Origin of the sequence: Pseudomonas sp. BIOMIG1BAC (genome assembly GCF_001705995.2) — a bacterium.
Lineage (GTDB): Bacteria > Pseudomonadota > Gammaproteobacteria > Pseudomonadales > Pseudomonadaceae > Aquipseudomonas > Aquipseudomonas sessilinigenes.
Map to the genome: position 1 here is coordinate 7,070,126 of NZ_CP049045.1, position 12,708 is coordinate 7,082,833.

14 protein-coding genes are annotated in these 12,708 nt (G+C 62.2%); 6 read left to right on the top strand and 8 right to left on the bottom strand.

What is annotated here, in order from left to right; all coding sequences use genetic code 11:
- Nucleotide 1: 1 nt before the first annotated feature.
- From nusB to ltrA, 7 genes are all read right to left on the bottom strand, one after another.
- The gene (gene nusB / locus ATY02_RS32895) at nt 2-502 is read right to left on the bottom strand and encodes a transcription antitermination factor NusB (RefSeq protein WP_068579066.1); all 501 of its coding nucleotides are present in this window, start codon (nt 500-502) and stop codon (nt 2-4) included.
- Nucleotides 499-975, bottom strand: coding sequence for a 6,7-dimethyl-8-ribityllumazine synthase (gene ribE, locus ATY02_RS32900; protein ID WP_022641271.1), 477 nt, complete (start codon nt 973-975; stop codon nt 499-501). The genes nusB and ribE overlap by 4 nt, the downstream gene beginning before the upstream one ends.
- Before the next feature lie 91 nt (nt 976-1,066).
- Nucleotides 1,067-2,158 carry a bifunctional 3,4-dihydroxy-2-butanone-4-phosphate synthase/GTP cyclohydrolase II gene (gene ribBA, locus ATY02_RS32905; RefSeq protein WP_068579068.1) on the bottom strand — a complete coding sequence of 364 codons (1,092 nt, stop codon included), beginning with the start codon at nt 2,156-2,158 and terminating at the stop codon, nt 1,067-1,069.
- Nucleotides 2,159-2,189: 31 nt separating this feature from the next.
- Nucleotides 2,190-2,852: a riboflavin synthase gene (locus ATY02_RS32910; protein ID WP_068579070.1), complete on the bottom strand. Its 663-nt coding sequence runs from the start codon at nt 2,850-2,852 to the stop codon at nt 2,190-2,192.
- A 46-nt stretch (nt 2,853-2,898) separates the two neighbouring features.
- Complete coding sequence (gene ribD, locus ATY02_RS32915) at nt 2,899-4,032, bottom strand: bifunctional diaminohydroxyphosphoribosylaminopyrimidine deaminase/5-amino-6-(5-phosphoribosylamino)uracil reductase RibD (RefSeq protein ID WP_068579072.1); 1,134 nt, start codon at nt 4,030-4,032, stop codon at nt 2,899-2,901.
- Nucleotides 4,029-4,493 (bottom strand): transcriptional regulator NrdR, encoded by a 465-nt coding sequence (nrdR, locus tag ATY02_RS32920; RefSeq protein ID WP_031320603.1) that lies wholly within the window; start codon nt 4,491-4,493, stop codon nt 4,029-4,031. The genes ribD and nrdR overlap by 4 nt, the downstream gene beginning before the upstream one ends.
- A 92-nt stretch (nt 4,494-4,585) precedes the next feature.
- Complete coding sequence (gene ltrA / locus ATY02_RS32925; RefSeq protein WP_046482543.1) at nt 4,586-6,292, bottom strand: group II intron reverse transcriptase/maturase; 1,707 nt, start codon at nt 6,290-6,292, stop codon at nt 4,586-4,588.
- A gap of 1,171 nt (nt 6,293-7,463) precedes the next feature.
- Between ltrA and ATY02_RS32930 the strand changes: the two genes are divergently transcribed.
- The 3 genes from ATY02_RS32930 to trxA are packed head-to-tail and all read left to right on the top strand — an operon-like array spanning nt 7,464 to nt 9,533.
- Nucleotides 7,464-7,922, top strand: coding sequence for a YbaY family lipoprotein (locus ATY02_RS32930; protein WP_068579073.1), 459 nt, complete (start codon nt 7,464-7,466; stop codon nt 7,920-7,922).
- A complete protein-coding gene (locus ATY02_RS32935; protein WP_068579074.1) occupies nt 7,919-8,629 on the top strand; it encodes a class I SAM-dependent methyltransferase in 711 nt (236 codons plus the stop codon). Before ATY02_RS32930 ends, ATY02_RS32935 begins: the two co-directional genes overlap by 4 nt.
- Nucleotides 8,630-8,660: 31 nt before the next feature.
- On the top strand, nt 8,661-9,533 hold the full coding sequence (trxA, locus tag ATY02_RS32940; RefSeq protein WP_068579076.1) for a thioredoxin: 873 nt from the start codon (nt 8,661-8,663) through the stop codon (nt 9,531-9,533).
- A 57-nt stretch (nt 9,534-9,590) separates the two neighbouring features.
- Here the strand turns inward: trxA and ATY02_RS32945 are convergent, their stop codons facing one another.
- Nucleotides 9,591-9,953 (bottom strand): hypothetical protein, encoded by a 363-nt coding sequence (locus ATY02_RS32945; protein WP_068579078.1) that lies wholly within the window; start codon nt 9,951-9,953, stop codon nt 9,591-9,593.
- Nucleotides 9,954-10,089: 136 nt separating this feature from the next.
- On the opposite strand from ATY02_RS32945, the gene ATY02_RS32950 reads away from it, so the two are divergent.
- The 3 genes from ATY02_RS32950 to ATY02_RS32960 are packed head-to-tail and all read left to right on the top strand — an operon-like array spanning nt 10,090 to nt 12,704.
- On the top strand, nt 10,090-10,686 hold the full coding sequence (locus ATY02_RS32950; RefSeq protein WP_068579079.1) for a DUF2796 domain-containing protein: 597 nt from the start codon (nt 10,090-10,092) through the stop codon (nt 10,684-10,686).
- Between the two features lie 40 nt (nt 10,687-10,726).
- The gene (locus tag ATY02_RS32955) at nt 10,727-11,437 is read left to right on the top strand and encodes an ABC transporter ATP-binding protein (protein WP_068579081.1); all 711 of its coding nucleotides are present in this window, start codon (nt 10,727-10,729) and stop codon (nt 11,435-11,437) included.
- A 1-nt stretch (nt 11,438) separates the two neighbouring features.
- On the top strand, nt 11,439-12,704 hold the full coding sequence (locus tag ATY02_RS32960; protein ID WP_068579083.1) for an ABC transporter permease: 1,266 nt from the start codon (nt 11,439-11,441) through the stop codon (nt 12,702-12,704).
- The last annotated feature ends 4 nt before the right edge of the window (nt 12,705-12,708 follow it).

The window sequence follows — 12,708 nt, forward strand, 5'->3', positions numbered from 1 at the left end:
ATCAGCGCTTGAACGCCTTCACTTCTGCTGCACGCAGGCGTGGGGCCAGCTTGTCGAGTACGCCATTGACGAACTTGTGGCCATCGGTGGAACCGAAGACCTTGGCCAGTTCGATACCCTCGTTGATCACCACGCGGTATGGCACGTCGACACGCTTGAGCAGTTCCCAGGTGGACAGGCGCAGGACGGCCAGTTCTACCGGGTCCAGCTCATCGATGGCCAGGTCCAGGCAAGGTACGAGCGCATTGTCGATCTCGTTCTTGTTGGCCGGGACCCCGTGCAGGATTTCACGGAAGTAGGCGCCGTCGATGTCGGTGAAATCGTTGTCGACCCGAAACTGCGCTTCGATCTCGTTCAGCGAATGCTTGGCCATGTGCCATTGGTACAGCGCCTGGGTCGCGAGCTGACGGGCTTCGCGACGCTTGGCGCTCTTGGATGGCTTGCCGGCACTGGCAGGCTTGGGATCGCGCGGGTTGAAACGATCGCTATCGTCGCTAATCACTTGGCCTCCAACTGCGCCAGCAGGCTGACCATTTCCAGGGCGGACAAGGCAGCTTCAGCCCCTTTGTTGCCGGCCTTGGTGCCGGAACGCTCGATGGCTTGTTCGATCGAGTCGACGGTCAGCACGCCAAAGGCTACCGGCACGCCAAACTCCATGGACACCTGGGCCAGACCCTTGGTGCATTCGCCAGCAACGTATTCGAAGTGCGGGGTACCGCCACGAATGACCGCGCCCAGGGCGATGATCGCCGCGTATTCACCCTTCTGCGCGACCTTCTGGGTCACCAGGGGAATCTCGAAGGCGCCGGGAGCGCGGATGATGGTGATGTCGCTTTCGCTCACGCCATGGCGAACCAGGGCGTCAACCGCGCCGCTGACCAGGCTTTCGACGACGAAGCTGTTGAAGCGGCCGACCACCAGGGCATAGCGGCCTTTAGGGGCGATGAAGGTACCTTCGATGGTCTTCAGGGTCATTCGACAAATCTCTTAAAGAGCCGGAGCGTGTCTAGTACACGCTCCTGAGTGATATTTGAACCGCGAATTTCAAGCTGGCAGCGGCCGGCTTTTATTCGGAGGGCACGTATTCTACAACTTCCAGGTCGAAACCGGATATCGCATTAAACTTCATCGGTGCGCTCATCAGGCGCATCTTGCGCACGCCCAGGTCACGCAGGATCTGTGAGCCGGCGCCCACGATGCTGTAGGTGGTCGGCTTCTTCGCAGGCGCGTGCTCGGCGGTTTCCCGGATGTGCGCCAGCAATACGTCGCCATCCAGCGGATGACCCAGCAACAGCACCACGCCACTGCCGGCCTCGGCCACGGTAGCCATGGCCGCGCGCAGGCTCCAGCGCCCCGGTTGCTTGACCATCAGCAGGTCGCGCAGCGGGTCCATGTTGTGGACCCGCACCAGGGTCGGCTCCTCGGCACAGATCTCGCCCAGGGTCAGCGCCATGTGCACGTCGCCTTCCACGGAATCACGATAGGTCACCAGGTTGAACTGGCCCAGTTCGCTGTCCAGGGGCTGCTCGGCAATCCGCTGAACGGTACGTTCGTGGATCATCCGGTAGTGGATCAGGTCGGCGATGGTGCCGATCTTGATACCGTGCTCGGTGGCAAACGCCTCGAGTTCGGTGCGCCGGGACATGGTGCCATCGTCGTTCATGACCTCGCAGATCACGCCACTGGGCTCGAAGCCCGCCATGCGCGCCAGGTCGCAGGCCGCCTCGGTGTGACCGGCACGGGCCAGGGTACCGCCGGGCTGGGCCATCAGCGGGAAGATATGGCCTGGGCTGACGATGTCCTCGGCCTTGGCGTCCTTGGCCGCGGCGGCCTGCACGGTACGCGCCCGGTCGGCAGCGGAGATGCCGGTGGTCACGCCTTCGGTGGCCTCGATGGACACGGTGAACTTGGTACCGAAGCCACTACCGTTGCGGGGCGACATCAGTGGCAGCTTGAGCATTTCGCAACGCTCGCGGCTCATGGGCATGCAGATCAGGCCACGGGCGTGCTTGGCCATGAAGTTGATGTGCGCAGCCGTGCAGCACTCGGCGGCCATGATCAGGTCGCCTTCGTTCTCGCGGTCTTCGTCATCCATGAGGATGACCATCTTGCCTTGGCGGATGTCTTCGACCAGTTCTTCGATGCTGTTGAGCGCCACTCGGCACCCCCCTTCTTTCAAAATTTGAGGTTCAGGATTTGAGATAGCCGTTAGCGGCCAGAAAGCTTTCGGTAATGGTGCTGCCCGAGGCCTCGGCGGCCTTGTCACCCAGCAGCAAGCGCTCCAGGTAGCGCGCCAGCAGGTCGACCTCGAGGTTGACCTGACGGCCCGGCCGGTAGTCGGCCATGATGGTTTCCGCCAGCGTGTGGGGCACGATGGTCAATTCGAACTCGGCGCCATTCACCGCGTTGACCGTCAGGCTGGTGCCGTCGACGGTGATCGAGCCTTTATGGGCGATGTACTTGGCCAGCTCCTTGGGAGCCCGGATGCGGAACTGGATGGCCCGGGCATTCTCTTCCCGGCCCACGACCTCGCCGACACCATCGACGTGACCGCTGACCAGATGACCGCCCAGGCGAGTGGTCGGGGTCAGGGCCTTCTCCAGGTTGACCCGGCTGCCGGCCTTCAACTGGTTGAAGGCGGTGCAATCCAGGGTCTCGCGGCTGACATCGGCCCAGAAACCATCGCCGGGCAATTCGACGGCGGTCAGGCAGACGCCGTTCACCGCGATGCTGTCGCCCAGCTTGACGTCGGCCAGGTCGAGCTTGCCGGTTTCTACATAAACCCGCACATCTCCGCCTTTTGGGCTCAATGCGCGAATGCTGCCGATGGATTCGATGATGCCGGTGAACATGGAGTCCTCCTCGAGAACGGGCCGCCGGATAGGCGAAAGTCGGGAATTATACGCTCGCTGGCGGGGCCGGGATGGCAGTGACTCGCCAGTCATCGCCCACTGCGCGCATTTCGATGATCTTGAGCAATGGCGCCTCGCTCATCCGCGCCAGGGGCCAGTCCAGCAAAGGCTGGGCCGTGGACCCCAGGAACTTGCCAGCGACGAAGATCTGGTACTCATCCACCAGCCCTTGCCGGGCGAACGCTCCAGCCAGGCGCGGGCCGGCTTCCACCAGCACCTCGTTGACGCCGCGAGCGGCCAGCTCCTGGAGCAGGCGGCGCAAGTCCACCTGGCCATCGGCGCCAGGTACATTCAGGCACTCGGGACCATTGGCATGTTGCTCCTCGACAGCCGCACAGGTGGCTACCAGGGCGGGCCCGGCCTTGAAGAACGGAGCCCCCAGCGGCACTCGCAGGCGACCATCGACCAGGACTCGCAGCGGCGGCCGGCTCATGGCCAAGGCCGTCTGCTCGGGGTCCAGGCCCAGTTCGCCAGCGCGTACAGTCAACCGGGCATCGTCTGCCAGCACCGTGTCGGCACCGGTCAAGACCACGCTGGACTCGGCGCGCAGGCGTTGCACCGCCGAGCGTGCCGCGGCTCCGGTGATCCACTGGCTTTCGCCGCTGTCCATGGCAGTACGACCATCCAGGCTCATGGCCAGCTTGACTCGCACATAAGGCAATCCATGCTCCATGCGCTTGAGGAAGCCCTTGTTGATCGCTCGCGCCTCACTCTCCAGCACACCGCTCTGGACGGCAATGCCGGCCTCGGCCAGGCGTCGCATGCCACGACCGGCGACTTGCGGGTTGGGGTCTTGCATCGCCGCGACCACCCGTGCAACCCCGGCACCGACCAGGGCATCGGCACAAGGCGGGGTACGACCGTGGTGGCTGCAGGGTTCGAGGGTCACGTAGGCGGTGGCGCCACGGGCCTTTTCCCCGGCGGCGCGCAAGGCATGCACCTCAGCGTGAGGTTCACCGGCCCGCACATGCCAGCCTTCGCCCACCACTTCGCCGTCGCGCACGATGATGCAACCGACACGAGGATTGGGATGGGTGGTGTACAAGCCCTTGCGCGCCAGTTCCAGCGCGCGGGCCATGTAGTGGGCGTCGAGGATCGCTTGTTCCGCTGGCTGGCTCATTGCTTGGCCGGCTCACGGGCAAGGCGATCGATCTCTTCGCGGAATTCGTCGAGGTCCTGGAAACGCCGGTATACCGAGGCGAAGCGGATGTAGGCGACTTCGTCGAGCTTTTGCAGCTCGCCCATCACCAGTTCACCCACGACCAGGGACTTCACCTCGCGCTCGCCAGTGGCACGCAGCTTGTGCTTGATATGGGCCAGCGCCGCTTCCAGGCGCTCGACGCTCACCGGGCGTTTTTCCAGGGCGCGCTGCATGCCCGCGCGTAGTTTGTCTTCGTCGAAGGGCTGGCGGCTGCCATCGGTCTTGATCAGACGCGGCATCACCAGTTCGGCAGTTTCGAAAGTAGTGAAACGTTCACCACAGGCCAGGCATTCACGCCGGCGACGAACCTGTTCGCCCTCGGCGACCAGACGCGAGTCGATGACCTTGGTGTCGTTGGCACCGCAGAAGGGACAGTGCATGGTGGCAGGCAACAAAAAAGTCGGGTGGGGACCGGCCATTGCTGGCCAATCCCCCCCTAAGAACCGTACGTGCGCCTTTCGGCGCATACGGCTCAAGCCGTCATTAAGCCCCTAGATGGAGCCGGTTTATCCACGTGCAGACCACGGGTGTGGAGCTGATGGTGGCAGTTGGGGTGCAAGAGTACCCGATTACCCAGCGAGTCACTACCGCCCTGAGTGCGGAAGGTCACGTGATGGTCGTGCCATCCCGTCTCTCTGGTGATGGGTTGCTTGCACAACAGGCACAGGCCTTTTTGGTTGGCGTATAAACTGCCGATTTGCTTCCGATACTTCAGCTTATTCAGCATCCGGTCCATCCGCAGCTTTTCGCCCATCGCCTCCATGGCAGGGTCGTAGGGGTTGTAATCCCCACTCACCTTCTTGTGCCGCTCGATCGGAGTATCCGCAAGGGAATACAGCCCGACCTCCCGCCTCTTGCCGTTCTCCTCCAGAACCATGGTGGCGAACATCCAGCTTTTCCCTGCAATGGTTCGGAAATACTTCTTCCGGACCCACTCAAGAGATTTGTTGGGATGCCGCCTTTTCGCCCAACGCCAGAGTTTCACAAAAACTCTGTGGTCCATCCAGCTATACACTTGCTTGGCCACTACTGGCTGATGGTAAAGCGCCCAACCCCTTAGCATCGGGTTCAGCAGTCGGATCAAATCTTCCTGCTTACTCGTCTTATGGGTGTCGATTGCTTCCCTGACCTTGCTATAGAACGCCTTGACGTTCTTTTTACTCGGCTTGATCAGTAACGTTCCGTCGTATTTCCGGAAATTCCATCCAAGGAAGTCGAAGCCTTCGTCGATATGGGCGATTCGCGTTTTCTTGGGTGACAGCCGTAGTCCCCGTGCTACGAGGAACTGCTCTACCCAAGGTTTCACTTCGTTTTCCAGTACCTCCGGGGAGGCTCCCGTGATCACGAAGTCGTCTGCGTATCGCACCACATTCACCTTCAGCTTTTTCGCCCTTGTCACTCCTAGGTGTTGCTTGAGGAGTGTTTCCAGACCATCTAGTGCCAGATTTGCCAACACGGGGGAAATGATCCCCCCTTGTGGCGTACCCGCATCCGTTGCGTGTAACTGCCCCTTGTGGATAACACCGGCCTTCAACCACTGCCGAAGCATCCGTACATCCGTAGGGGCATTCCTTAGCAGCCATTCATGGTTGATGTTGTCGAAGAACCCTTCGATGTCCGCGTCCAGTACCCATTGAGCGGAGACTTTCTGGGATAGGCATACGAACAACTGCGCCATCGCATCCGCCGTGGAACGTTCGATCCTGAAGCCGTAGCTATTTGGATCGCCTAGGGTTTCAGCAACGGGAGACAGAGCCAGCATGTACAGCGCTTGCATGGCTCTATCCGTCATGGTCGGTATGCCCAGCGGGCGTTCCCGTCCATCCGACTTCGGGATGTAGACTCGCCGTAGTGGCCGAGCCTTGTATCCCCGCGTTTTCAACAAACCAACCGCATTCCATTTCGCGTTAGGTGTATCCCAGAGTTGCTTATCGACTCCCGCCGTGCGGCGCCCCTGATTTTCCGTGACTCTCCGTACGGCCAAGTATCTGGCCGACTTCGAGCGGGTGAGCATCCGTTGCAGGGATTTAACCCTGCGCCATTTGCCCTCCCGACAAGCCTTCGCAATTCGCACCTGCATTCCCCGGACGTTCCGCTGAACCCGACACCAATCGACGTCGTGCCACTGCTGCGGAATGCCGGAAAGCGCAGGCTCACCATGCTGGCTGAGCTCTTTCATGCTGCTTTCCTCTCAAAGTGAAACCACCCGAACGGAAGGCGCACGTACCCCTATCGGGGTGCATGCACCCCGTCAGGGTAGGATTATCAAGGGCCGATGAAGCCAAACCCTGAAGTTGATGAGACGGTCTCAGTCAGAGTCATTGCGACAGAAGACCACGCAGAAGTCTGCCCGGTTTCCCGTGGGGTGATGTTCCAACCCCTATCCAGACCATTACAGCCTGGCGTTCGCTTTCTCTGCGATCCCATACCCGCACCGCCAACAGTGTTCCTTGCGGTTCACCTGCCCAAAGGGCAGCGATACGGGCTTACCACGTTCCCTATCTGTCACACGACTGGGTTAGGACCCGCCTTTTCGCCGGTGGTCTTGATGACGACGTATCTCCACTCCCTACAGGGATAACCGACCACATACCTTTTGGTTAGAGCCTGACAGCAGCTTTGGCTCCTTCATGCTCACGGCGTTTATCAACGGTTCACGTTAGTTGTCCCTACCAGTCAGCCTTGCGCCTCAACCCGGTACTGCTCCGAGTCTCTACAGGCTCCCTCACGGAAGAACCGTACCCTTTACGGGGGCTACGTTGTCGGGCGAGCTCCGAACAACACTGTTGCCAGTGATGCACGTCGCCCTAGGCTACCGTTGGTCGTACAACGAGTCCGCTACCATCCTGTGAAAGCAATGGTTGGACAATGACAGACAGAGCTTTCGCTCATGTCTCCGGGGAAATGGAAACGGGGACGACCGAATAGGTCGCTCGCTTCTGAATTGTAACCTCCTGTTTCAAACGAGCAGGAGGAGACCCCTGCGGGGGTCTGAGCTCCCACAAGGGTTGGATTTAAGAGGCTCTCCAAAACCGGGGTACCGGTTCTGCGGTCGTGCTACCGAGGGCTAAACGACCTTTGGGCTTGCCTGTCGCCGCAGCGATAAGTCCTTGAAGGCAATGGACTTCCGGGCTGGTTTTGTTTCCTGGGGATGGTTACCTAGGTATTCGATTTCCTTGCGGAAATCCCATCAAGCTGACCATACAGCTTGGTGCTGGAGACACGCTACGCGTGTCGCACAGGGAGGGCCATGGTAGCGCATCCCACTGGCAAGACAAGCCATAGCCTTTACGGTATACAGACCGACTATTATGTTTCGCACATGGAAACCTGCCTTGTTGGAGCTTCAAATGCCGCTCAGACCGCTTGTTCTGCTCAGTCTTGTCAGCCTGCTGGTCGCTTGCAGCAGCGATGCCCCGAAACCCGCGGCGCCCACTTCCTCGCAGCAACAGTCGGTGAAAAAGAACCAGGAACCTGTCGATCTCGGCCCCTTGCCGGCCTATCAGCGCGAGTTGAGCGGCAGCCTTGACGGCGTACCAGCCGGCGCCGATGTCGAGCTGGCCCTGCTGGTGATCGATGAGCGCGGGCGTCCGCAACGCCTGCTGGCCAGTAGCAACCTCACCGGCACCAGCCAGCCCCTGCCATTTCGCCTGCGCTTCGCTCCCGAGGCCTTTCCGGCCGGCGCCAGGGTCGAGCTGCGTGGCCGTGCCAGCCAATCCGGGCAGTTGATCCTGCACCTGCCGGCACGCCGCATCGACCAACCCACCACCCAGGCCCTGGGGCAATTGCAGCTCGTCAAAGCCCCATGAACGTACCGCTCGACCTGCAAGACGCCCTCGGCGAGCTGCTGGGTGACGCACGATTGGTAGCTTGCGAATTGCCCGAGACCGAGCTCCGGCTCTGGCTGATCGATGCCCAGAACATGGACCGCGCCTTCACCCCCGAGGAGACCCGGCGCATCCTTCACGAACCGCCCTACTGGAGCTTCTGCTGGGCCAGCGGCCTGGCCCTGGCCCGCTACCTGACGGCCCACCCGCATTGGGTGCAAGGCAAGCGGGTGCTGGACTTCGGTAGCGGCTCCGGCGTAGCGGCAATCGCCGCGGCCAAGGCTGGCGCGCTGGAAGTGGTGGCTTGCGATCTCGACCCCCTGGCCATTGCCGCCTGCCGGGCCAATGCCGAGCTCAATGAGGTGGAACTGGGCTACAGCACCGACTTTTTCAACGAAGCCGATCGCTTCGACCTGATCCTGGTGGCCGACGTGCTCTACGACCGCGCCAACCTGCCCCTGCTGGATGAATTCCTCAGTCGTGGCCGTGAGGCCCTGGTGGCGGACTCCCGGGTCAGGGACTTCCAGCATCCGCTGTACCAACGCCTGGAAATGCTCAATGCCCTGACCCTGCCGGACCTGGCCGAGCCCTGGGAATTTCGCAATGTGAGCCTGTACCACGCACAACGGCCATTGGCCCGGGCAACGGTCGCGCCAGCGATGGCGATCACCCCCGAGCACGCTTTATAGTGGCGCCATAACCGCTTATTCGAGAGACCCAATGAGTCAGGACACGCCGTACATCTTCGATGCCCATACCGCTGATTTCGACCAGTCGGTGATCGAGAACTCCTTCCACAAGCCGGTCCTGGTGGACTTCTGGGCCGAGTGGTGTGCGCCCTGCAAAGCGCTGATGCCGATGCTGCAGCAAATCGCCGAGAGCTATCAGGGCGAACTGCTGCTGGCGAAGGTCAACTGCGACATCGAGCAGGACATCGTCGCCCGCTTCGGCATCCGCAGCCTGCCCACCGTGGTGCTGTTCAAGGATGGCCAGCCAGTGGATGGTTTTGCCGGTGCCCAGCCCGAATCGGCGGTCCGGGCCATGCTCGAGCCTCATGTGCAGATGCCCCCACCGGCGGCGGCCGATCCGCTGGAACAGGCCGAGATCCTGTTCAGCGAGGGCCGTATCGGCGACGCCGAAGCCCTGCTCAAGGCACTGTTGAGCGAAGACAACAGCAATGCCAAGGCCCTGATCCTCTACGCCCGCTGCCTGGCCGAGCGCGGGGAGCTGGGCGAAGCCCAGACCGTGCTCGATGCGGTCAAGAGCGATGAGCACAAGGCCGCCCTGGCCGGGGCCAAGGCGCAGATCACCTTCCTCAAGCAGGCCGCAAGCCTGCCGGATGCCGCCGACCTCAAGGCACGCCTGGCCAAGGACCCTCAAGACGACGAAGCGGCCTACCAACTGGCCATCCAGCAACTGGCCCGCCAACAGTACGAGGCCGCCCTGGAAGCCCTGCTCAAGCTGTTCATGCGTAACCGCAGCTACAGCGAAGGCATTGCCCACAAGACCTTGCTGCAAGTCTTCGACCTGCTGGGCAACGATCACCCGCTGGTGACCACCTACCGGCGCAAGCTGTTCGCCGCGCTGTATTGATCCTGCCGGGGCCGACCGGCCAGCTGAAAGGCCTGGCCGGCCCGGTAATCCATACCCTTAGGGTACCCAATGGTAGATCGGGGTATCCGCGCCGCTGATCACCTTCACCTGGGCACAGTGGCGCAGGCGTACCAGCAAACGCTTGCCTGCCGCCGCGCTGCCAGTCAGCCCCTCCAGTTGCTCCAACAACTCCGGCCCGCTCATCTGGCCGGCCTGGCACAGCAGGTCCTTGGCGGTCTGCCACAGGGTGTCATCCTGGCTCGCAGGCTTGCTGGCCATGCCAGTGGCCACCGGTTGGGCCGCACCGCCGGCCTGCAATTGCCCTCCCAACTGCCCGGCCAGTCGCGCCCAGTCGTCCTCGTCCAGCTCCAGGGTCAAATCCACCGGCCAGTCGCCGATGCTTCCGTGAATCCGCACCATCGCTGTGCTCCCAAAATTTTCTGACGAGCATGCTCCCACGCGTCTTGCGCAACGCCAAGCGGGCAGTCAAACTCTGCCGGCAATATCGTTATAAGATTACATAACATTTATTTCATCTTCGCCTCGGAGACTCGCCATGCGCCGCCTGCTACTCGCCTTGCCGTTCGCCCTGTTGCCACTGGTCGCTGCCCAGGCCGCGCAAGCCCATGAACACGAGCATGAACACGGCAGCCTCGGAACCCACGAACATGGCGTGGCTCGCTTGAACGCAGTGCTCGACGGCCAAGCCCTGGAGCTGGAACTGGAAAGCCCGGCGATGAACCTGGTGGGTTTCGAACACGCCCCGAGCACCGACGCCGACAAGGCCAAGGTGGCCGCCGCTCGCAAGCAACTGGAACAACCGCTGGCCCTGTTCAACCTGCCCTCCGCAGCCAGTTGCAGTGTGGCCAAGCAGGAGCTGGAAAGCCCGTTGTTCAGCGACCAGCCCGCCGCCGATCATGATGATGACGAGCACGAAGAAACCAACGACGGCCACGCTCATCACCATGAACACAGTGAGATCCACGCCCATTACCAGTTCACCTGCACCCAGCCGGGAGCCCTGAAGGACCTCGACCTGGCACAGGTCTTCAAGACCTTCCCCGCTACCCAGAAAATCCAGGTACAACTGATTTCGCCAAGCGGCCAGCAGGGGGTCGAAGCTACCGCCAAGGCCGCTACGCTGAAGTTCTGAGCGCCACTCCCGGCGATATCCACTTGCTGATCGGCTGAACATGACCCAAGCACTCATCGAACTGTCCGACCTGGGCTTCAACTGGCCCGGGCATCCACCACTGCTGGATATCCCGGCCTTTGCCCTGGAGGTCGGCGAAACGCTGTTTCTCAAGGGCCCCAGCGGGAGCGGCAAGACCACCTTGCTGGGCCTGCTCGGTGGCGTGCAGAAACCCAGCCGGGGCAGCATTCGCCTGCTGGGCCAGGAGTTGACCGAACTGTCCGCCGGCGCCCGCGACCGCTTTCGTGTCGATCACACCGGCTACATCTTCCAACAATTCAATCTGCTGCCCTTCCTTTCGGTGCGCGAGAACGTCGAGTTGCCCTGCCACTTCTCCAAGCTGCGGGCCAGCCGCGCCGTGCAGCGCCACGGCAGTGTCGACCAGGCCGCAGCCACCCTGCTGGCCCACCTGGGCCTGAGCGATCCTGGCCTGCTCGGCCGCCGCGCCGATTCGTTGTCCATCGGCCAGCAGCAACGGGTCGCGGCGGCCCGGGCATTGATCGGCCAGCCAGAACTGGTGATCGCCGACGAACCCACCTCGGCACTGGACCATGACGCCCGCGAGGCCTTCATCCAGTTGCTGTTCACCGAATGCCGCGAGGCCGGCGCCAGCCTGCTGTTCGTCAGCCACGACCAGAGCCTGGCTCCCCTGTTCGATCGCAACCTGTCGCTGGCCGAACTCAATCGCGCCGCCAAGCCTGCCGAGGTCTGAGATGTATCTGTTCCGCCTAGCCATGGCCAGCCTGGCTAACCGCCGTTTCACCGCATTCCTCACGGCCTTCGCCATCGCCCTTTCAGTCTGCTTGTTGCTGGCGGTAGAACGGGTGCGCACCGAAGCCCGGGCCAGCTTCGCCAGTACCATCAGCGGTACCGACCTGATCGTCGGCGCCCGCTCGGGCTCGGTGAACCTGCTGCTGTACTCGGTGTTTCGTATCGGCAACGCCACCAACAACATCCGCTGGGACAGCTTCGAGCACTTCGCCAGCAACCCGAAGGTGAAATGGGCAATCCCGATTTCCCTGGGCGATTCCCATCGCGGCTATCGGGTCATGGGGACCACCGAAGCCTACTTCCAGCACTACCAATACGGCCACCAGCAGAACCTGCAACTGGCAGTGGGCCGGGCCTTCGCCAGCGATCCATTCGAGGTGGTGCTGGGAGCCGAAGTCGCCGAGGCGCTGCACTACAAGCTGGGGGAACAGCTGGTACTGGCCCATGGCGTAGCGGCCATCAGCCTGGTCAAGCACGATGACAAGCCCTTTACCGTCGTGGGCATCCTCAAGCGCACCGGCACACCCGTGGACCGTACCCTGCACATCAGCCTGGGCGGCATGGAGGCCATCCACATCGACTGGCACAACGGCGTGCCCGCTCGCGGCGAAGGACGCATCAGTGCCGACCAGGCTCGTAACATGGACCTCACGCCCCAGGCCATCACCGCGTTCATGCTTGGCCTGAACAGCAAGATCTCGACCTTCGCCCTGCAACGCGAGATCAATGAGTTTCGTGGCGAACCCATGCTGGCGATTCTCCCCGGCGTGGCCCTGCAGGAACTCTGGAGCCTGATGGGGACCGCCGAGAAGGCCTTGTTCGTGGTCTCGCTGTTCGTGGTTCTCACGGGCCTGATCGGCATGCTCACGGCGATCCTCACCAGCCTCAACGAACGCCGTCGGGAAATGGCCATCCTGCGCTCGGTGGGCGCCCGCCCCTGGCATATCGCGACCCTGCTGGTACTGGAAGCCTTTGCCCTGGCGCTGGCAGGCGTGCTGGCCGGGCTGGGCTTGCTCTACCTGGGCATCGCCCTTGCCCAGGGCTACGTGCAGTCGAACTACGGCCTGTACCTGCCGCTCTCGTGGCCGACCCAGTATGAGTGGACGCTACTGGGCGCTATCCTGGTCGCCGCGCTGCTGATGGGTTGCGTGCCGGCATGGCGCGCCTACCGGCAATCCCTGGCCGATGGCCTGTCGATTCGTTTGTGAGCAC